Origin of the sequence: Flaviaestuariibacter amylovorans, assembly GCF_039541815.1 — a bacterium.
Classification (GTDB): Bacteria; Bacteroidota; Bacteroidia; order Chitinophagales; family Chitinophagaceae; genus Flavisolibacter; species Flavisolibacter amylovorans.
Genome location: NZ_BAABGY010000002.1, coordinates 247,095 through 266,603, shown reverse-complemented (window position 1 = coordinate 266,603; position 19,509 = coordinate 247,095). Strand labels below are relative to the sequence as shown.

The window sequence follows — 19,509 nt, the reverse complement described above, 5'->3', positions numbered from 1 at the left end:
CAGGTGAGCGGGTGAGCGGGTGAGCGCCGTTTGTCATGCGTCTACTGATTCACCTGTTCACCTGCTCACTTATTCACCCGCTCACTTATTCACCTGCTCACCCGCTCACGTATACGAGATCGCCGAGATCAGGCTCCTTGCCTGGATATTGAGATAGTTGTTGAACTTGATAAAGGTCTTGAGCTGGTGCAGCGTCATCCACATGTAGTTCTCCGGCGTTTCCTCGGGGAAGTCGTCGCCGGCGAGCAGGATGAGGTTGCGGTTCTGCTCGCGGTAGAAACGGCCGCCCTCTTCCGATTGCAGCGCATCGTAGATCACGGTGCCCTGCGTGTCGAGCACATAGGTGAGGTAGGGCAGGTTCTGCAGCGAGTTGGGGTCGCGGTAGGAGCCGGTGAGGCACTGCACGGTGGGGGCCATCTCCAGGATGTCGAAGTTGCCGCTTTCTACCTTGGCCTGCACCAGGAAGTGGAGCACCCCCTTTATCTCCTTCACCACAAAGGCACATACGCCTTCCTGCACCGGCTCGATGAGGGGCTGATCCCAGCTCGTGACCTCGCGGTTGGCGATCTCCACGTGTACCCCGATGACGCGGAAGTACTTGTCGTCTTTATGGCGGATCCGGTCTTCCTCGATCACCCAGTCGCGCACGGCCTGCAGCGGCAGGCTCTTGATATTGAGGTCGTAGCGGGCCTTCAGGTTGGTGAACCAGTGGATGATGGCGTCGAAGGAATGCAGCGCCACTTCGGCGTTGAGCTCCGACGAAAGAAAGCGCGGACCCGTAGTAGTACGGGTGGCGTTGAGCAGGTTGTAGAACTGCACCGTCTCGTTGGAGTGCGCCCCGAAGGAGATACCCGAGGTCACCGTGCGCGTGTCCATGTTCACCACGTTGTCCATCCGCATCAGCTCCTTGATCTGGCCCAGCGTGAGCCAGCAGAAGTCTTCGAGCACGGGAATGTCTTCCGAAGTGCGGATGATGATGTTGCGGTTCCGCTTCTTCAGGAAGCGGGCGCCCTGCTCCGACTGCAGTTGGTCGAGCAGGATCTCGCAGCGGCCGCGGTCGGTGAAGTATTCGAGGTAGTTGGGCGTCTTGCCCTGGTGCACCTTGGTGTAGTTGCTCTTGGTGGCCTGCAGGGTCGGGCTCAGCTGTACGTTGTTGACGTTGCCGGGCTCGATCTTGGCCTGGAGCAGGAAGTAGAGGATGCCGTTGAATTCCTTCGTAATGATGCCCAGGTAGCCGATCTCCGGCTGGTTGATGATGGGCTGGTCCCAATCAGAGACGGGACCGGCGTTGGTGCGCACGTTGATGCCTTCGATGGAGAAGAAGGAGCCGGAGGAGTGCTGCAGCTTTACCTGCTGCTCGTCGATGAACCAGTTGCGCATCTCGCTGAAGGGAATGCGGCTGATGTTAACGGTCACTTGCCGGTTGCGCTCCTGCACCCACTCGAGCACCTGTTGCGTGCTGTTGAAGGGGTTCTCCAGGGTGAGCGCCGAGCGCAGGAAGAGCAGCTCGGCATTCTGGTTGAAGTCTTGCTTGCTTAAGCGTGTATCCATTCGGAAAGAGCGTAAGTGGTGGTATGGGGGTAAAGGGAGGAGATCTTCGATCCGTTGAAAATGGTGTCGCCCGACTCGAGCTTGAGGGCCTTCTCGGGCCAGGGCACGAACTGTACGGGCACGCCGTACTTGTTGCCGATCATGGTGGCGATGTCTTTGAGCGAATACGTTTCGCCATCAACATTAAAGGTTTCGCCGTTGCTGCCGTCGAGTGCCGCCACCTCCACGATCTGCCGGCAGATGTCGTGCACGTGCGTGAAGGTGCGCTTCAGGGCGCCGTCGCCGAAGAGCGTGATGGGCTCGCCCTTCTGCGCGCGGTCGAGGAAGAACGAGATGGTACCGTAGGATAAGGATTTTGCCACGAGGTTGGCGTAGGGCACGCACACGCGGAACACCGTATAGTCGAAGCCGAACAGGTTGCGGTACATGTCGAGGTACAGCTCGCCGTTGTATTTGGAGGAAGCGTAGAGCGTCTTGAACTCCTTCTCGGCCTCCTCTTTCAGCGGCATGCCGGTAACACCCTTGTATACGAGGCGCGTGGAGGGGAATACGATCTTCGGACGCTTTGTAAAGCCGCGCAGGTGTTGCAGCAGGTGCAGGAACCCGAGCTCGTTCACCTTCACGAACGCTTCGTATTTCTCGAACGACACGTCGGTGCCCGTAAGGCCGGTGAAGTAGAACAGCGTATCGAATCCTTCCTCCAGCGTGGCCACCTGTGCCGCGTCGGTGATGTTCATCGCGCGGTACGCGATCGCATCCGTGCCCGCGTAGGCCACCTGTATGTCGAAACCGGTCACGGCTGCGCCCTTTTCGTGCAGCAGGTAGTGCACAAGGTGCTGACCGAGATAACCGTTGCAACCGAAGACAGCGACTCGCATAATGTGCTAATGAGTTAATGTGCTGATGTGCTAATTCCGTATGCTCAAACCTTGTAGGCCAGACGCAAGTAACGAATCCAGTTTTATCAGGATATGAACAAAGGCCGCTACCGTAAAGAAAGGAGCACCGGAGCGGCTCTTACCAATAAACTAATAGACCAATAAACTACTTTACGTTCTCCTCCATCCACCAATGCAACACGGTGAGGAGCCAGAGGCGGAAGTAGGAGGAGTTTTCGCCCTTGTTGTAGAAGCGGTCCTTCAGCGCCAGCGCGGGGCCGGCGTGCACGAGGCCGTGCTTTTCGATGACGGCCTTGGTGAGGTACTGCTCCACCAGCGGGCGCAGCCCTTCGCGGAGCGCCTTGTCCAGCGCGATGCCGAAGCCCCATTTCGGGCGGTCGAAGTAGGACGCGGGCACGAGGTCGTAGAGCACCTGCTTCAGCAGGTACTTGCGCTCGCCGTTCTTCTCCTTCAGGCTCTCGTGGAGGTTGAGCGAGAACTGCAGCACCTCGAGGTCGAGCAGCGGCACGCGCGTCTCGAGCGAGTACTTCATCGAGGCACGGTCAACCTTCACCAGCAGGTCATCCTGGAGGTAGTAGGCCATGTCCCAGAACGACTGCTGCTCGCGCACCGTCAGCGGGCGGGCGGCGTCCATGTCCTGGTTCAGGGCATCAAAGGAGTAGCCGTTGAACGTGAGCAGCTGCTTCAGCTCATGGCTGTGGAAGTAGTCCTGCCCGTAGATATGGCTTTTCAGGAGGCCGCTTTTCTCGTAGCCGAGCATGCGGCCGGCCTTTTTGTAGTAGTCGGGCGCGAGGCGGCTCGCGGCGTAGAGCGGGCGGCGCAGGGCGCGGAGCATCGGGTTGCCGAGGCGCTGGGCCCAAGTGTAGGTGCCGTAGCCGTAGAATTGCTCGTCGCCGCCGTCGCCGGAGAGGGCTACGGTCACGTGCTGGCGGGCCAGCTTGCTCACGAGCATCGTCGGGAAGGCCGACGTGTCGCCGAAGGGCTCGTCGTACACGCTCAGCAGGTCGGGCACCATGTCGAGGATGTCCTTCTGGTGAATGGGCAGCTCGTAGTGCTCGGTGCCGAGGTACTTGGCGATGGCCGCCGCATAGGGTGCCTCGTTCACCTTACCGTCCACCACCGCGATGGAGAAGGTCTTGATCTTCGTGTCCGACACCTTGGACGCGATGGCCGTGACGCAGGAGGAGTCGATGCCGCCGCTGAGGAAGGTACCCGAGGGCACGTCGGAGATGAGCTGGCGCTTCACGGCGCCGAAGAGGATGTCCTTCAGCTGCCCTTTCGCCTGTGCCTCGTCGGTGATGGTGCCGGGCTTGATGTGCTGCTTCACGTTCCAGAATGCGGTGATATCGGAGAGCTCCGGCTTGCCGTTGGCCACCGACACTTCCACATAGTGCCCCGAGGGAAACTTATAGACGTCCTTATAGATCGTGAGCGGAACCGGGATGTAGGCGAGGTGCAGGAAGTACGCGATGGCCTCCCGGTTCACCGGCAGGTTCGGGTACAGCTGCTTGATCGACTTCAGCTCCGAAGAGAAGGCGAAGGACTTGCCGTCGTAGTAGTAATACAGGGGCTTGATGCCCACTGGGTCGCGGGCCAGCGTCAGCTTCTGGGTCTGCTTGTCGAAGATGCCCACGGCATACATGCCGTTGAGCCACCCAAAGCTCTCGGCGCCGTAGTGCGCAAAGAGTTCGAGCACCACTTCGGAGTCGCCGTGCGTCTTCCAGGCGTGGCCAGGGAGCTTCGCGCGCAACTCTTCGAAGTTGTACACTTCGCCGTTGTAGATCATCACGTAGCGCCCGTTGGCCGAGTCCATCGGCTGGTTGGCGCCTTCGGAGAGGTCGATGATGGAGAGGCGGCGGTGGCCGAGGCCGATGCCGCAATCCTCAAAGAAATAGCCGCCCGAGTCGGGGCCGCGGTGCACAAGGGTGTCGGTCGCTTCCTTCAGCTGGAGCTCCGTGTTGCCCTGGGTAAAAAATCCGGCGATTCCGCACATAGGTTGTTGGTTTAAGAGTGTGCCGCGGGGGTGCGCGCGGCGGCGCCCGCTTCGGCGGGACGCTTCAGGTAATCGAGCACCATCCGGATCTTGGAGGCCCAGGACACGTTGTCCTCGGCATACCGGCGGATGGTTTGGCTCATGTCCGTGGTGCTGTGCACGCGCTGCGCAAACTGCACGAGGGCGCCCACGTCCACCGGCTCCTCGCCTTCGGGCACGTAGAGCACGTAAGGCAGGTCGGCGGGCATGTCCTCGTCGGGCGTCGACACCACGATGGGCAACCCGCGTCCGAAGTACTCGCGGTTCTTCAGCGAGCTCGAGAAGGTGATGCCGATGCGGTGAAAGCCGAGCGTGCCGATGGCGAGGTGGTTGTCGTTATAGACGGCGTCGAGCTCGGCGCCGGTCTTGAAGTGGTGGAAGGTGACGTATTCGCCCAGCTGGAACTCGTCTACCATTGCCTTGATCTTGTCGTACTCGGCGCCCATGCCCACGATGTTGAAGTGGACCGGGATGGCGCCGGGGCTCTTGAGGTAGGCGGGCATGCCGGCCACGAGGCGCTCGTAGGCATGCCACTTCTTGAGGCTCGACACGGAGATGAAGTTGACGCGCTGGCGCACGTCGGTCTTCACCTGCACCACGGGCAGGCTGTCGAGCTCGATGCCATTGTTGATGGGAATATTGGGGAGGTTGTCCACGAAGTCCTGGCCCGCATAGGTTACCGTAAAGTCGGCATTGCGGTGGGCGCGGAGCTCGTTGCCGCGGTTGAGGCGGTAGAGCACCTTCTTCATCTTCGAAAGCTCGTTCACGTAGGGGTAGTAGCCGTACTCGAGGATGATCTTCGCCCTGGGATGGTCGCGGCGCAGGCCCTGGATAAAGTCGGCGATGGGCTTGAATACCATCGGGGTGCGGTACCAGATGAAGTCGTAGGAATTAGCCTTCACATGCTGGCGGATCTTTTTCCAGCCGGTGACCTGGTAGCGGTAGATGCGTGCGTACTTGCCGGAGGGGAAAGCGTAGAAGGGCTTGCCGTTGAGGTGGATGCCGGTGGAGTAGAACTCGATCACATCGATGTCGACGCCATTCTTGATGAATCCGTCGCGGATGCCCTGGTTCTTGACCACGATGCCGTCGGCCTTGTTGAGGTCGCGGATGATCGGGAATATAAGTAAGCCTTTCATGTTGTGTGTTTAAGGGTCGGTGGCGGCGGAGGCGGGCTCGGCTGCCGGGTTGCCGGTGGCGCGGCGGGCCCTGAAGGCGGCAGCAAGCCGGCGGAGCGTACCCCGGTTGAGCAGCCCTGCCGCAGCGATCAGGAGCGCAAAGATAGCCATCTTCGCGGCGAGGAGCCCGGTGCCTTCGAGGCCGTTGACGCCGGGCGCCGCCAGCAGCACGGCCCCCGCCGCCACCGCCAGCAGCCCGCCTGCGCGGGTCCAGTTGTAGGGCACCGGGTAGAGGCGCTGCGCGGCCCGCGCGATATAGATATTGAGGGCCACCGAGCCGGCGAGCGTAGCCCAGGCCGCGCCGGCGCGGCCCAGCGGCGGCACCAGGGCAAAGTAGAGGGCCACCGTCAGCACCGAGGCGATGCCCACGGCATGTGCATAGGGCTTGTTGGTGCGGGCCAGGTTGCAGCCGATGGTGGTGATGTTGGCAATGCCCATCAGGAACACGTTGCAGCCCAGGATGCCCACGACGCCGGCGGCCGGGTAGTAGGGCGCCGTGGTAAAGAGCCGCAGCACCTCGGGTGCAAAGATCCAGAGGCCCGCAGCGGCTACCGAACCGGCCGTGATGTACACCAGGAACACCTGGGCATACACCTGGCGGTGGTCGGGCTGCCGCGCGATGGAAAGCGCGAACGGCGCCCAGGCCTGGTTGAAGGCCATCACGATGATGTTGACCAGCCCCGCGAAGGTGACCCCGATCTGGTAAAGGCCCACTTCGGTGGTGCGCTGCGCGCTCAGGTGCTCGAGGGCATAGGAGCCGGCATTGCCGAGGGCCCAGAACGAGAGCGCGGCGGGCACCAGCGGCGCGCTGAAGCGCAGCATGGCGCGGAGGCGCTCCCGGCTGAAGTGGCGGACGCTCAGCCAGCTTCCCATCCGTGCAAGTACGATAGCGGCGCCCAGCACCGAGGAGAGCAGCTGCGCCCAGAACACCCCCGACACGCCGATGCGGAGCCAGGCTACCAGCACGATGCTCGCGCCGATCATGGTCAGGCTCACCAGCAGCGTGAAGATCACCGTCGGCACCGGCTTGCGTCCGTATTTATACCAGTTGATCAGGAGCCGGTGGGTGGTCACGAAGGGCAGGTTCACCGCCATGATGCGGAACAGGTAGCCCAGGTCGGGTCGCGACAGCACGGCGCGGCTCAGCAGGGGTGCGCTGAGGAAAATGAGCGCCCCGAAAAGCCCGGCGGCGCCGAGTTGGAACCAGAACCACGAGGCGAAGGTGCTGCGCCGCTCCTGTTCTTCGGGGTGCTCCCAGAACCAGACGGCCACGGCCGCATCAAGCCCGAACACCACCAAGATCGTGAGCAGGAAGAACGTCACGTTCACCAGGTTCACGATGCCGTAGTCGGCCGGGGTGAAGATGCGCGCGTACACCGGCACCAGGAACAGCGAGATGAGCCCGGCGATCACGCTCGAGAGTCCGTAGATGAGGCTGTCGCCCGCCAGTTGCTTGAAGTGCTTCAGCATCCTCAGATAAGGCCCCTTGCTTCGAGGCTCTTTTTATGTTGCGCGAAGTCGGGCATCCACTTTTCCGCCACGGCCCTCGTCAGTCGTTTATCGGTGTTCGATGCTGTTTCGCCTTTCGGAAGCACGAAGTGGTCCCGGAAGAACAGCGGCTGGTAAGGACATGCAGTCGCTCCCTCCTGCAGTTGGGTCAGGATGCCCGAGGTGATGCGGCCGACGTCGTTGTGCTGCTCGGCCCAGGCGCGGCCCGCGTAGGCCCGCTCGCGGCGGAACTCCTTGTCAACGATCATACGCTTCACCACGTCGTAGAGGTTATCGTGGTCGATGGGGCATACCGGCGGGCGGAAGAACCCGGGGGAGCCGCCGTAGTAGCGGGTCGCCACGGCGTTGCCGGTGAGCATGCCTTCCACGCTGAGGATGCCGGGGCCGTGAAGGATGAGCTCGTCCACCAGCAGGTCCGAATCGCGGAGCAGCGCCCGGAGCTCCTTGTTGGGCATGTTCTGGATAAAGCGCAGGTCGAAGGCAATGCCCTCGGACCTGAGCCGGTCGAATACGCCCAGGATGACGTCGGTGCCTTTGATGGCGGGCGCCGAGGGCGCATGCACGATCACGGGCACGTCGCGGTCGGGGTAGTGAAAGCTATACTGGTCGAGCTCCAGCGGGATCGGGAAGTGATCGTAGGGCCGGATCGCGAGCCCGGCCTGGTCGGGCAGGGAGTAGATGAGGTCGCTGTGCAGCTCCACCTGGCGGAGGAGGCGCAGGTAGTGCGCGAAGGGTTGCTGGTACACGGCCGGCCAGTCTTTCACCGGCAGCCCGAACTCCTGCTCGAAGGCCTGCGGGTAGCGCACGTCGGAGCCTACGCAGATCGACACCACCTTCTTGCCCATCTTCTTGAGCACCTCGAGGTCCTTGCCATGGCGCATCAGGTACCAGCCGGCCCAGATGAAAATGAATACGTCGTGCTCGGCGAAGATGCGCTTCGTCACCAGCCCGTCGAAGAGCGGCGTGGTGACGCGCAGCTTCAGCGCCGCCTGGTTCAGCAGCGAGTTGGGCGTTCCGAAGGGCACGTCGGTATCCCGGCCCAGCACGTAATCGGCCCAGCGGTCGCTGAGCAGGTCGTAGTGGTGGTCCGGGAAAAAGCGGTGCTTCGTGTTGGCGCAGGTGGTTACCTGGTGCCCCTGCCGCTTCAGCTCATTGGCGTAAAGCGTCACCAGCCCGCAGATCTCCACACAACCGACAAAAATTCTCATATGCTTATGGTCCCCGAAGGGACGCTAATTCTGATTAAATACAGTGATCTAACATCTCAGATCTGAAATCTTAGATCTGAGATCTGAGCATCCCCGCCAGCTTCTGCCGGTCGGGAAAGTTGACCAGCACGCCGAGGTCCTTGCCCTGGTACACGACCATGGAGCCGAGGGCCACGGCCGATGCACCGCCGCCATGCACCGCCGCCCCGATGTGCTCGATCGAGGAGGCGCCGCCGTGGGCGATCACGGGCAGCGAGGTATTGGCGGTTACGAGGCGCACGAGGTCGGTATCGAGCCCCTTCCAGGTGCCTTCGCGGTCGATCGAGGTGAGCAGGATCTCGCCCGCGCCCTGCTTTTCGACCTCCTGCACCCAGCTTACGGGGTCCTTCTTTTCGTTGACGGTGCCCGAGAGGCTGTAGACCTCGTACTTACCCCAGAAATTCTTCTTGACGTCCACGGCCACCACCACGGCCTGCGACCCGTAGATCGCGGCGATGTCGGCGATGAGCGCCGGCTTGCGGAACGCCGCCGTGTTGAGGATCACCTTTTCAAAGCCGAGGCCGAACACGCGGCGGGCCTTCTCCACCGAGTTAATGCCGCCGCCGTAGCTAAGGGGCATGAAGCACTCGTCGGCGATCTCTTTCAATACGGCGTAGTTGGGCTCCTGCCCTTCCTTCGAAGCGCGGATGTCGACAAAGGCGAGCTCGTCCACCTCCAGCTCGTTGAAGATGCGCACCGTATTCACCGGGTCGCCGATATAGCCCCACTTGCCGAAGCGCACGGTCTTTACAAGGCTTTCGCCCACAAGCTGGAGACAGGGGATGACGCGGGTCTGGAGCATATCAGAGGGCGGCGAAGTTTTTAAAGAGCTGCATCCCGAAGCGGTGGCTCTTCTCGGGGTGAAACTGCGCGCCGAAGATGTTGCCCTGCTGCAGCGCCGAGTCGAACGTGACGCCGTGCGTCGTCTCCAGGATGGCGTTCCGGCGGTCTTCGGCCTTTACATAATAGGAATGCACGAAGTAAAAGCGGTATTCGGGATCGAATCCGGCGGTAAGCGGGCTCGGCGTGGCCGGCTTCACGCCATTCCAGCCCATATGCGGCACCTTCAGTCCCTCGGCGGGCGGGAAGCGGTGTGTGAAGGCAGGTATCCACCCGAGGCCGGGCAGCACGCCTTCCTCGGAGCCCTTCGTCAGCAACTGCATGCCGAGGCAGATGCCCAGCGTGGGTACTTTCTCCACGAGGGCCTTGTGGTCGAGCACTTCGCGCAGCGGCGTGCCGTTGAGGCGCTCCATGGCGGCATCGAAAGCACCTACTCCGGGGAGCAGCACCTTTTCCGCTTTTGCCAGTACGTCGGGGTCAGCCGTGATCTGCGCGGGGGCGCCGATCTTCTTGAACATGTTCAGCACCGAGCCGAGGTTGCCCAGGCCGTAATCCACGATCGTCGTCACGCGCCTTCGGTTTTGGAGGTGTACTTGATGTAAAAGCTCATCGGAACGAGCTGCGCCTTCGCGAGCATATAGAACAGCGGGCGCAGGCGCTCGAAGCGCTTCTTGTAGGTCTTGTACGCGGTGTATTTCTTCTTCTCGCCGGTCATGATGCGGTCGTACTCCTCGGGCGAGAAGCCGGTGCGTTTCTGGAAGTAGGCCACGAGCTCGGGATTGGGCTCGATGGGCTTCCGGTAGATAGCGAGTGCCTCTTCGCGGGGCATGAGGCCGTTGCGGGCGGCGGCGGCGAGGGTCCAGTTGCGGTCGTCGACGCCGAACTTCACGGGCTTGTACACCGAGTAGGTGAAGGCCGAGATGCGGTTCTCGAGGTGGTGGCCGCCGTAGTATTGCCAGCCGAACTTTTCGGCGAGGAAGGCCTTGGCCGTTTCCTTCGAGTAGTCGATGTACCAGAGGGGCCGGATCTTCTTCACACGCTTCACCAGCACCCACTTCATGAAGGAGGCGAAGTTCATGTTCGGGAAGGTCTTCATCGGGCGCTTGCCGAAGCGGCGGTGGATGTCGGAGATGTACTTCCCGTCGAAATAGTTGGTGCCCATCGGGCTCACGCCCTCGGCAATGAAGGAGTGGCCTTCGAGAATATACTTCACGCCGGCTTTCGAAGCGGCGCGGTAGAGCGTTTCGGCGAGGGCGATGTCGGTGGGGCAATCGAGCTCGGGCACGTTGGCGAGGAAGAACGAGCGCGTGATGTCGTCCATTTCCTTGTTGTCCACCACGAGGGTCGACAGGTCCACACCCAGCGCCTTCGTCACCTTGCGGATGTTCTCGGTAGCGATGGCGGAGTTCCAGGTATTGTCGAAGTGCACGGCGAGCGGGCGCAGGCCCCACTCCACCGCCTTGGCCAGCATGTAGGAGGAGTCGGTACCGCCCGAAAGGCCGATCACGCAATCGTACTTCTTGCCCTTGCCTTCGGCTTTGATCTTTCTGATGTAGGCCATGAGCGCGGCCTCGCCTTCGGGAGTGCCGGTCTTGTATTGCTCCTTCAGCCCGTCCGACATTTTGCAATAGTTGCACACCCCCTGCTCGTCGAAGGAGATCCGGGCTACGCGCTCGTCGTAGATACAGCGGCTGCAGATCTTCATGAGGGTTGGAGGGATTTAGCTTCCTGGAGGGATTTGATGGTGAGCTCGATGCCTTCTTCCACGGTCACCTTCGGGTTCCAGCCGAGCGTATGGCGGATCTTCTCGATGTCGATGACGCGGCGGCGGATGTTGTCGATATGACGCTCCGGCACGCGTTGCGTTTTCAGGTTGGAGAAGTGTCCTTTCAGGATGTGCACGATCCCGTTCACCGTGAGCTCGCGGCAGGTGGCTACGTTGAACACGGCGCCGAGTGCCTTAGGGTGCACCGCCGACAGGATGGTGGCGTCGATGGCATCGTCGATGAACGTATAGTCGCGGGTCTGCTCGCCGTCGCCGATCACCGTCAGCTCATCGCCCTTGATGGCCTGGTCGATGAACTTGCCGAGCACGCCGCAATACGGGTTCTTCGTGCTCTGGCCGTAGCCGTACACGTTGGAGTAGCGGATCGAGGCGGTGGGCACGTCGTAGAGCATGTTGTACATCAGCGTGTAGGTCTCGCCGAGGTACTTGGTGGCGGCATAATGGCTCAGCGGGTTCACCGGGTCGGTTTCGGCCACGGGCAGCTTGGAGGAGTAGCCGTATACCGAGCACGACGAGGTGTACACGAAGCGGCGGATGTTGCGGAGGTCGTTCCTGCGGATATACTCGAGCATCTCGAGCACACAGCGCGCATTCACGTCGAGGTCTTCCATCGGCTCCACGTGCGAGTGGGCCACCTGGATGCAGGCGAGGTGAAACACATAGTCCACTTCGTGCATCAGCTCTTTCCAGGTGTCGAGGGCGCGCACGTCGGCCTGCACAAAGCGGACCTTGTTGCGCACGGGGGCGATGCTCTCCACGCTGGCGTTCTTGCCGTTGTCGAGGCAGATCACCGCGCAGTCGTATTCATTTACCAGGGTCTTCACGAGGTTGTGCCCGATAAAGCCGAGCCCACCCAGCACGAGCACGCGGGTGCCGCGCATCTCTTCATAGTGATTTCTTAATTCCATGTACGTTTTCTGGTCTAGGGTTAAGGGATATGATAAAGGCGTTTCGCTCAGCGGAGCCGGTATGGGGCGGGAGGCATAGGCTGGAGGTCCTACAGTTGACACTCCCTGCACTTCCCGCTTTCCGGAAGCTATTGCTTAAAGCCGTTGTTACTGTCGGTGGCGGCATAGACCCGCTCGATGATATCGACCACCTTGAGGCCCTCGAGGGCGTTGGTGGTGATGGTGGCGCGGCCCTTCAGCACGTCCACCACGTTGTCGATCACGTAGTGGTGGTTCTGCGCCGAGCCTTTGTAGGCGCCGTAGTCGTTGCCCGGGTTGGTGGGGGCGAGCTCCGGCAGCGTGTAGTCCTTCACATGGCAGTACTCCACCTTTTCCATGTACTGGCCGCCGATCTTCACGCTTCCGTGCTCGGCCACGACGGTCATGCTGCTCTCGAGGTTGCGGTCCCACACGGAGGTGGAGAAGTTGAGGCAGCCCATGCCGCCGTTCACGAAGTCGAAGGTCACGACGCCGGAGTCCTCGAACTCGGTGAGCGCCGCGTGGTTGTGGTCGGCGAGGCGGGTGCGGATGTGCTCGATGTCGCCGAAGAGCCAGTACATGACGTCGATGAAGTGCGAGAACTGCGTAAAGAGGGTGCCGCCGTCGAGCTCCCGCGTGCCGTGCCAGGAGCCCTCCTTGTAATAGCGCTCGTCGCGGTTCCAGTAGCAATTGAGCTGCACCATGAAGATGCGGCCGAGGCGCCCGCTGTCGACCAGTCCTTTGATCCAGACCGAGGGCGGCGAGTAGCGGTTCTGCATCACCGCAAATACGTGGCGGTGGGCGTTGAGGGCTTTGTAGATCACCTTTTCGGCGTCCACCCGGCGGAGCGCCATCGGCTTTTCGATCACCACGTGCTTCCGTGCCTCGAGGGCCTGCAGCGCCTGCGCGGCATGGTGCCCGTTGGGCGTGGCGATGTTGATGACGTCGGCCGGGATCCCGGAAGCGTAAAAATCTTCCGCATTGCCGAACACGGGCACGCCGAAGGGCGCAAGCTTGCTGGTCACCTCGTGACTCGTATCCACCAGGGCGGTGAGCTCGGCCTCCGGGTGGCGCTGGATCATCTCTGCATGACGCTTCCCGATATGGCCGCAGCCGATTACCGCGAAGCGCACTTTCTGTTCGGGTTCCACTAGCTTATTTTTTTGACCTGTCGGTCCTTGAGTTCATAGGAGGCGCCGCTCTCCGGGCAGGTGGCGTGGCCCTCCGCATCGAAGTGCAGTCGGTGGCCGCGCTCGCTCATCCAGCCGATGTGGCGCGCGGGGTTGCCCACCACGAGGGCGAAGGGCGGTACGGGCTTCGTTACTACCGCGCCGGCGCCGATAAAGGCGTACTCTCCGATTTCGTTGCCGCACACGATGGTGGCGTTGGCACCGATGGAGGCGCCGCGGCGCACGAGCGTCTGCTGGTATTCGTGCTTGCGGCTGACGGCGCTGCGCGGGTTGATGACGTTGGTGAACACCATCGAGGGGCCCAGGAACACGTCGTCCTCGCAGATGACGCCTTCGTAGATCGAGACGTTGTTCTGCACGCGTACGTTCTTTCCGAGCACCACCTTCGGCGACACCACCACGTTCTGGCCGATGTTGCAGCCTTCACCGATGACGCATCCGGGCATGATGTGGCTGAAGTGCCAGATCTTGACGCCGGGCGCGATGCTGCAGCCTTCGTCTACGATCGCGCTCGGGTGCGCGAACCAGGAGTGGGTGTCGCTCATCGTGCCATTTTTAATACCTGGTGCAGGTAGTGTCCGTAGCCGCTCTTGATGAGGGCGTCGCCCTGGCTGCGGAGCTCGTCGGCCGAGATGAAGCCCATGCGGTAGGCCACTTCCTCGATGCAGCCGATCTTGGTACCCTGCCGCTTTTCGATGACGCGCACGAACTCGGAGGCATCGTGCAGCGAGTCGAAGGTGCCGGTGTCGAGCCAGGCGGTGCCGCGCTTCAGCACGGATACCTTGAGCTCGCCGCGGCGGAGGTATTCTTTGTTCACGTCGGTGATCTCGTACTCGCCGCGCGCCGAGGGCGCGAGGTCGCGGGCGATCTGCACCACGGAGTTGTCGTAGAAATACAGGCCCGGCACGGCGTAGTTGCTTTTCGGCTGCGCGGGCTTCTCTTCGATCGAGAGCACGTTCTGCTGGTCGTCGAAGTCCACCACGCCGTAGCGCTCGGGATCGCTCACCGCGTAGGCGAATACGTAGGCGCCGTTCACGTCGTTGAGCTCCTGCAGCTGGCGGCCGAGGCCGGAGCCGAAGAAGATATTGTCGCCGAGCACGAGGGCCACCTTATCGTTGCCGATGAAGTCGGCGCCGATCACGAAGGCCTGCGCCAGGCCGTTGGGTACGGCCTGCACCGCGTACTCGAAGCGGCAGCCCACCTGGGAGCCGTCGCCGAGCAGGCGCTTGAACTGGTCGTTGTCTTCGGGCGTGGTGATGATGAGGATCTCCTTGATGCCGGCCATCATGAGGATCGAAAGCGGGTAATACACCATCGGCTTGTCGTAGATCGGCATGAGCTGCTTCGAGATCGCCTTGGTGATCGGGTAGAGGCGGGTGCCGCTGCCGCCGGCCAGAATGATTCCCTTCATATAAGCTTAGTTGGTGGTTGCGGGTTGGGTTTTGCTGCTGTAGGTGCGCAGGAGGATGTCCACGATGCGGCCGGCCGTTTGTCCGTCCCACAGCTCGGGTACGCCGCCCTGCTTCCAGTCGTTGCTGAAGAGGCGCTCCATATAGGGAGGTAAGGCTGCCGGGTCGGTGCCGATCAGCTCGTTGGTGCCCACGGTCACGGTCTCGGGGCGCTCGGTGCTGTTGCGCAGCGTGATGCAGGGCACCCCCATCACGGTCGTTTCCTCGGTAATGCCGCCGGAGTCGGTGATGACGGCGCGGGCGCGCTCCACGAGGTAGTTGAACTGCAGGTAGCTCATGGGCTCCACGAGGTGCAGGTTCGGCGCCGAGATGTTGAATTGCTTCAGGTTGCGGGCCGTGCGCGGGTGCACGGGGAAGATGATGGGCAGGTTGCGGGACGTCTGCGTGATCGTATCGATGAGGGTACGCAGTCCTTCCGCATCGTCTACATTGGCGGGGCGGTGCAGGGTGAGCACGAAGTATTGCTGCGGCTGAAGGCCGAGGTCGCTCCAGAAGGCGGGCTGCACGAAGCGCGGGCGCTGCTTCAGCAGGGTGTCGATCATGGTGTTGCCTACGAAGTGGATGCGCTCCTCCCCTACGCCGCTGCGGCGCAGGTTGGTGTTCGCTACTTCCGACGTGGTGAAGAACAGGTCGGTGATGGAGTCCGTAACAATACGGTTCACCTCCTCGGGCATCGTCATGTCGCCCGAGCGGATGCCGGCCTCTACGTGGGCCACGTCGATATTGAGCTTCTTGGCCGCGATGGAGCACGACATGGTGGAGGTAACGTCGCCCACCACCAGCACGAGGTCGGTGGGGTTGGCGAAGAGCTCCTGCTCGAAGCGGACCATGATGTTGGCGGCCTGCTCGGCCTGGGTGCCGCCGCCGCACTCGAGGTTGGCGTCGGGCTCCGGGATGCCCAGCTCCGTGAAGAAGCTCTCGCTCATGTTCTTGTCGTAGTGCTGCCCGGTGTGCACGAGGCGGTATTCGATGGGCTGGCCGGCGGCGCCGGCCTGGCGGATGGCCTCGATGATCGGCGCGATCTTCATGAAGTTGGGGCGGGCGCCGGCTACAAGCGTTACTTTCATATGTGGGTGTTGCCCGCGCGCGGCGGGCAGTTGATTGTTTAAGGGTTCGTGATGAGGGGCTTCAGCCGCTGGCCGAGGAGCGCCGAGTAGAGCGCGGCACCCCGGTCGTTGACGTGGCCGAAGTTGGCGAAGTTGCAGGGGTCCTGGCTGAGCGGCAGGTTATCGTCCATATCCAGCGGGGTGTTGCCGCGCAGCGAGTCGAGCACGGTGCGCCATTGCGGGAAATTGTTGAACGACTGCTGCATCATACCGCGCCACTCGGGCACGTATACGAGGCGCAGCGGGATGTTGCGCCCGGCGCAGATGCGCTGGATATCCTGAAATGCCTTTCTGCCTTCCTCGTCGAAGATGAGCGTCACCTTCTTATACGGCTTTGCGTGGAGCGTATCGATGCAGGCCGTTCCGTTCGACAGGTAGCCCTTGTAATTGTACGTTTTGGCCATCTTCAGCTCGTTGGACCCGCGCAGCCCGCGGAACGCAAGGCTTTTCGCATAGTCGTCGTAGTAGATGATGCGCAGGGGCGTCAGGTACTTCAGGTACATCCAGTTGAAATCCTCCTTCTGCTCCCTGAAGGCGGTCGCAACCACGGGGTTGTCGAGGTGATCAAAATACTGGATCGGGAAGAACATCCGCGTCTTGGTATAGAACGAATGCCCGTCTACCGACAGTACGACAAGGCGCGGCGCGGGGTGCTTGGCGAGGTAGCCTTCGAGCACGGTGCGGAACTCTACGAAGCGGCCGCCCTCGGCGCCCGCGTTGTAAGTGTTCAGGCCGGTCACGGAGTCCACTACGCGCGGGTTCACCGTATTGTGCATCCGCGACGAGCCGAGGAAGAGGATGTCGTGGCGGGTAGTGCCGCGCAGGATCTCGTTCATGCGCTCCTTCTTGTGCACATGATAGCGGGCGCTGCCTTTCTCGATCCCTTTCTGCAGCAGGGTGGCGAGCACGAGTGCGCCGGCCACCGGAACGATCATTTTCAGGATGGTATTCATGGCACTAGAACTGGAAGTAGATGAAGGAGACGCGCTGGAACACGCCGAAAGCGATGATGAAGAACAGGATCATGGTGTTGAAGGCCACGTCGAGGTAGGGCTTGTTGTTGAGGCGCGTCTGCAGCACGTCCTGGTACCGCTCGTTCACGAAGAGCAGCCCGATCATGAACAGGGCGATGAGCGCCGACGTGTTGCCGAACTGCGCGTCGTCGGCCTTCGGGTTGAGCGTGAAGTTGCCGAAGTCGGCCTGGAACATCTGCCCGATCATATAGAAGGCCTCGCTGGCGCTGGAGGCGCGGAAGAACACCCAGGCGATCACCACTACCCCGAAGGTGAGGGCCAGCGACCACATGTTGCCCAGCCAGGTGCTCTTGTGGCTCTTGTTGATATACTCCTTATAAAAGGTATAGCCGGTGATGAGCACCGCGTGCACCGCGCCCCAGATGATGAAGGTCCAGTTGGCGCCGTGCCAGAAGCCGCTCACGAGGAATACGATGGCCACATTGAGGTAGCGGCGCACGTTGGATACGCGGTTGCCGCCAAGCGAGATGTAGAGGTAGTCGCGGAACCAGGTGGAGAGCGAGATGTGCCAGCGCTTCCAGAACTCCTGGATGTTGCGGGCGAAGTAGGGCCGGTTGAAGTTGGTCATGAGCTTGAAGCCCATCACCTTGGCCGAGCCGATGGCCATGTCGGAATAGCCCGAGAAGTCGCAATAGATCTGGATGGCGAAGAGCACCGAGGCTACGATGATGTTGGCGCCGGGCCAGTCCTGCGGCGCGCCGTACACCTGGTCTACGTACAGCGAGAGGCGGTCGGCGATCACCACTTTCTTGAAGAGGCCCCACAGCATCAGCTTGAGGCCCTCGTATACGCGCTGCGTGTCCCACTTTTGCTCTGTATGGAACTGGAAGAGCAGGTTCTGCGGTCGCTCGATGGGGCCCGCCACGAGCTGCGGGTAGAAGAGCACGTAGAGCGAGTAAATGCCGAAGTGGCGTTCCGCCTTTTCCTTGCCCCGGTACACTTCGATGGTGTAGCTCATCGCCTGGAAGGTGTGGAACGAGAGTCCGATCGGAAGAATGATGTTGAGCAGGGGCAGCGGCGTGGTTTGCTGCAGGCCGAAGCTTTCGTTGATGTTGCTGATGAAGAAGTTGTAATACTTGAACACCACCAGGATACCGACATTGGCCACGAGGCTTGCCCCGAGCCACCATTTCCGCCGCTTGCCCTCGGCCTCCTCGATGAAGATGCCGGCGTAGTAATCGATGATGATCGTGAAGATGAGGATCAGGATATACACCGGGATGAACGCCATGTAGAAGATACAGGAGGCGATCAGCAGGTGCAGCCAGCGCCACTTGTGCGGCAGCAGGAAGAAGATCAGCGTCACGATCGGGAAAAAGAGCAGGAACTCGAATGAGTTGAATAACATGGTTCAGCAGTTAGAAACGATGGACGATGGTAGGGGCGGTCATTCGCCGCCCGCGGTCTCTTTCACGCGCGGCGGCTCCGGCTCGCCGGCGGGAGGCGGAGTGGCCTGCCGGCGCAACGGGTTGCCGCCGAGCAGCTTGCGGAGCCCGTAGAACTGGTTCACGAAATACAGGGTGATCCCCGACATGAGGGCGTACACCGCTACGCTGGTATAGGTAGCCCCGATGGGGCCGAAGTACGAAACGTTGACATAGTTGAGCGCGCAGCAGGTGACGACGCCCACGAGCGAGGTCACCATCAGCAGCTTGTTCTTCTTCAGGAACAGCAGGTAGGTCATGAACATGCTCTGGAGCCCCGAGAAGAACATACCCAGCGTGAGGAAGAAGGCATAGGCCTGTCCTTCCTGGAAGGCAGCGCCGATGAAGAACCGGAAGATGAGCGGCGTCAGGGCCAGCATACCCAGCATGGTAGCGAGGCAAACCGCGATGAACTGCAGGTTGATCTTTCGGAGCGCCGCGAAATTGATCTGCTCCCGCGCGAGCTCGCGCAGGATGCCGGGCTGAAAGGTGGTCAGCAGCGTCACGATCATCAGGCGCACGATCACCGATATCTGGGCGCCGGCGCTGTACTGGCCAACGTCCTTCACCGTGCTGAAGTGATCGATGAAAAAGCGGTCGGAGAACGAGAACACGAATATGGCGAGGCGCTCCGGCACCAGCGGCAGGCCAATCCGGAAATTGGCCTTCAGCTTCGACGACTCGAACTTGCCTTCCATGAGGCGCCACCTGCGTACGAGGTAAATGGCGATCAGCAGGCTCACCAGCAGGGCCGCATTGCTGCCGAGGAGGCGGCCTTTCCAGGCGAGGGGAATGAAATAGATGAACAGCACCGTGGTGCTCACCTCCACGAGGTTCTTCACGATCGATACCGCTGCGAAGCCGAGGTGGTTGCCGCGGTTGCGGAGCTGCACGAGGAAGATGTCGCTCACCAGGATCATGAAGCAGCACAGCGGGAAGGTGACGGCGAAGACCGTGTTGACGTGCAGCAGCGCTTCGACCTGCCGGTGGAAAACGGCAAACAGCGCGGTGAAGCCCAGCGTCGCGAGCAACGGCAGCGCCATGGCGTTCACGAACTGGTGCTTGAAGTCTCCTTCCGACAGCTTGAAGAAATCCACGCCGAGCATCACCTGCATCCCGAGGCCAATGAACGGCGTCATGAAGATGCAGAAGGCACTGTACAAGTTGATCACGCCGTAGTCCGCCGCATTCAGGGAATGCGTCAGGAAGGAGAACACCACAAACGACACGCCCGCGGTGAAGAAGGTCGTAAACGTGTAGATGTAAAAAGGCTTCAGCTTGCTCAGCATGGGTGGTGGCTACATGTGGGTACCGGGGA

The 19,509-nt window shown here is 61.5% G+C and carries 17 protein-coding genes; all 17 read right to left on the bottom strand.

All coding sequences use genetic code 11. The features are described from left to right. Positions 1 to 105: 105 nt before the first annotated feature. Positions 106 to 1,551, bottom strand: coding sequence for an NDP-hexose 2,3-dehydratase family protein (locus ABD937_RS03530; protein ID WP_345253445.1), 1,446 nt, complete (start codon positions 1,549 to 1,551; stop codon positions 106 to 108). Beyond that, positions 1,536 to 2,429, bottom strand: coding sequence for an NAD-dependent epimerase/dehydratase family protein (locus ABD937_RS03525; RefSeq protein ID WP_345253444.1), 894 nt, complete (start codon positions 2,427 to 2,429; stop codon positions 1,536 to 1,538). Before ABD937_RS03525 ends, ABD937_RS03530 begins: the two co-directional genes overlap by 16 nt. 166 nt (positions 2,430 to 2,595) lie before the next feature. Continuing rightward, entirely contained in the window at positions 2,596 to 4,443 is a 1,848-nt protein-coding gene (asnB, locus tag ABD937_RS03520) for an asparagine synthase (glutamine-hydrolyzing) (RefSeq protein ID WP_345253443.1), read from the bottom strand. 11 nt (positions 4,444 to 4,454) lie between these two features. Then, complete coding sequence (locus tag ABD937_RS03515) at positions 4,455 to 5,621, bottom strand: glycosyltransferase family protein (protein WP_345253442.1); 1,167 nt, start codon at positions 5,619 to 5,621, stop codon at positions 4,455 to 4,457. Positions 5,622 to 5,630: 9 nt separating this feature from the next. Next, positions 5,631 to 7,130: a lipopolysaccharide biosynthesis protein gene (locus tag ABD937_RS03510; RefSeq protein ID WP_345253440.1), complete on the bottom strand. Its 1,500-nt coding sequence runs from the start codon at positions 7,128 to 7,130 to the stop codon at positions 5,631 to 5,633. 2 nt (positions 7,131 to 7,132) lie between these two features. Then, a complete protein-coding gene (locus tag ABD937_RS03505) occupies positions 7,133 to 8,377 on the bottom strand; it encodes a glycosyltransferase family protein (protein ID WP_345253438.1) in 1,245 nt (414 codons plus the stop codon). A 70-nt stretch (positions 8,378 to 8,447) separates the two neighbouring features. Beyond that, entirely contained in the window at positions 8,448 to 9,218 is a 771-nt protein-coding gene (locus tag ABD937_RS03500) for an AglZ/HisF2 family acetamidino modification protein (protein WP_345253437.1), read from the bottom strand. A 1-nt stretch (position 9,219) separates the two neighbouring features. Then, positions 9,220 to 9,825: an imidazole glycerol phosphate synthase subunit HisH gene (gene hisH / locus ABD937_RS03495; protein ID WP_345253436.1), complete on the bottom strand. Its 606-nt coding sequence runs from the start codon at positions 9,823 to 9,825 to the stop codon at positions 9,220 to 9,222. Continuing rightward, positions 9,822 to 10,961 (bottom strand): N-acetyl sugar amidotransferase, encoded by a 1,140-nt coding sequence (locus tag ABD937_RS03490; RefSeq protein WP_345253435.1) that lies wholly within the window; start codon positions 10,959 to 10,961, stop codon positions 9,822 to 9,824. Before ABD937_RS03490 ends, hisH begins: the two co-directional genes overlap by 4 nt. Next, entirely contained in the window at positions 10,958 to 11,950 is a 993-nt protein-coding gene (locus tag ABD937_RS03485; RefSeq protein ID WP_345253433.1) for an NAD-dependent epimerase/dehydratase family protein, read from the bottom strand. Before ABD937_RS03485 ends, ABD937_RS03490 begins: the two co-directional genes overlap by 4 nt. 128 nt (positions 11,951 to 12,078) lie before the next feature. Continuing rightward, positions 12,079 to 13,119 carry a Gfo/Idh/MocA family protein gene (locus ABD937_RS03480; protein ID WP_345253431.1) on the bottom strand — a complete coding sequence of 347 codons (1,041 nt, stop codon included), beginning with the start codon at positions 13,117 to 13,119 and terminating at the stop codon, positions 12,079 to 12,081. Next, a complete protein-coding gene (locus ABD937_RS03475) occupies positions 13,119 to 13,703 on the bottom strand; it encodes an acyltransferase (RefSeq protein WP_345253429.1) in 585 nt (194 codons plus the stop codon). Before ABD937_RS03475 ends, ABD937_RS03480 begins: the two co-directional genes overlap by 1 nt. Beyond that, the gene (rfbA, locus tag ABD937_RS03470; protein WP_345253427.1) at positions 13,700 to 14,569 is read right to left on the bottom strand and encodes a glucose-1-phosphate thymidylyltransferase RfbA; all 870 of its coding nucleotides are present in this window, start codon (positions 14,567 to 14,569) and stop codon (positions 13,700 to 13,702) included. The genes ABD937_RS03475 and rfbA overlap by 4 nt, the downstream gene beginning before the upstream one ends. Positions 14,570 to 14,575: 6 nt before the next feature. Further along, on the bottom strand, positions 14,576 to 15,694 hold the full coding sequence (gene wecB, locus ABD937_RS03465; protein WP_345253426.1) for a non-hydrolyzing UDP-N-acetylglucosamine 2-epimerase: 1,119 nt from the start codon (positions 15,692 to 15,694) through the stop codon (positions 14,576 to 14,578). Positions 15,695 to 15,732: 38 nt separating this feature from the next. Next, positions 15,733 to 16,686: a hypothetical protein gene (locus tag ABD937_RS03460; protein WP_345253425.1), complete on the bottom strand. Its 954-nt coding sequence runs from the start codon at positions 16,684 to 16,686 to the stop codon at positions 15,733 to 15,735. A gap of 4 nt (positions 16,687 to 16,690) precedes the next feature. After that, positions 16,691 to 18,115, bottom strand: coding sequence for an MBOAT family O-acyltransferase (locus ABD937_RS03455; protein WP_345253424.1), 1,425 nt, complete (start codon positions 18,113 to 18,115; stop codon positions 16,691 to 16,693). 39 nt (positions 18,116 to 18,154) lie between these two features. Continuing rightward, the gene (locus tag ABD937_RS03450) at positions 18,155 to 19,480 is read right to left on the bottom strand and encodes a lipopolysaccharide biosynthesis protein (RefSeq protein WP_345253423.1); all 1,326 of its coding nucleotides are present in this window, start codon (positions 19,478 to 19,480) and stop codon (positions 18,155 to 18,157) included. Positions 19,481 to 19,509: the final 29 nt, after the last annotated feature.

Bases quoted from the DNA above. Each gene is read 5' to 3' on its own strand.
- ABD937_RS03530 (WP_345253445.1), bottom strand. From the start codon at position 1,551: ATGGATACACGCTTAAGCAAGCAAGACTTCAACCAGAATGCCGAGCTG.
- ABD937_RS03525 (WP_345253444.1), bottom strand. From the start codon at position 2,429: ATGCGAGTCGCTGTCTTCGGTTGCAACGGTTATCTCGGTCAGCACCTT.
- asnB (WP_345253443.1), bottom strand. From the start codon at position 4,443: ATGTGCGGAATCGCCGGATTTTTTACCCAGGGCAACACGGAGCTCCAG.
- ABD937_RS03515 (WP_345253442.1), bottom strand. From the start codon at position 5,621: ATGAAAGGCTTACTTATATTCCCGATCATCCGCGACCTCAACAAGGCC.
- ABD937_RS03510 (WP_345253440.1), bottom strand. From the start codon at position 7,130: ATGCTGAAGCACTTCAAGCAACTGGCGGGCGACAGCCTCATCTACGGA.
- ABD937_RS03505 (WP_345253438.1), bottom strand. From the start codon at position 8,377: ATGAGAATTTTTGTCGGTTGTGTGGAGATCTGCGGGCTGGTGACGCTT.
- ABD937_RS03500 (WP_345253437.1), bottom strand. From the start codon at position 9,218: ATGCTCCAGACCCGCGTCATCCCCTGTCTCCAGCTTGTGGGCGAAAGC.
- ABD937_RS03490 (WP_345253435.1), bottom strand. From the start codon at position 10,961: ATGAAGATCTGCAGCCGCTGTATCTACGACGAGCGCGTAGCCCGGATC.
- ABD937_RS03485 (WP_345253433.1), bottom strand. From the start codon at position 11,950: ATGGAATTAAGAAATCACTATGAAGAGATGCGCGGCACCCGCGTGCTC.
- ABD937_RS03475 (WP_345253429.1), bottom strand. From the start codon at position 13,703: ATGAGCGACACCCACTCCTGGTTCGCGCACCCGAGCGCGATCGTAGAC.
- rfbA (WP_345253427.1), bottom strand. From the start codon at position 14,569: ATGAAGGGAATCATTCTGGCCGGCGGCAGCGGCACCCGCCTCTACCCG.
- wecB (WP_345253426.1), bottom strand. From the start codon at position 15,694: ATGAAAGTAACGCTTGTAGCCGGCGCCCGCCCCAACTTCATGAAGATC.
- ABD937_RS03460 (WP_345253425.1), bottom strand. From the start codon at position 16,686: ATGAATACCATCCTGAAAATGATCGTTCCGGTGGCCGGCGCACTCGTG.
- ABD937_RS03455 (WP_345253424.1), bottom strand. From the start codon at position 18,115: ATGTTATTCAACTCATTCGAGTTCCTGCTCTTTTTCCCGATCGTGACG.
- ABD937_RS03450 (WP_345253423.1), bottom strand. From the start codon at position 19,480: ATGCTGAGCAAGCTGAAGCCTTTTTACATCTACACGTTTACGACCTTC.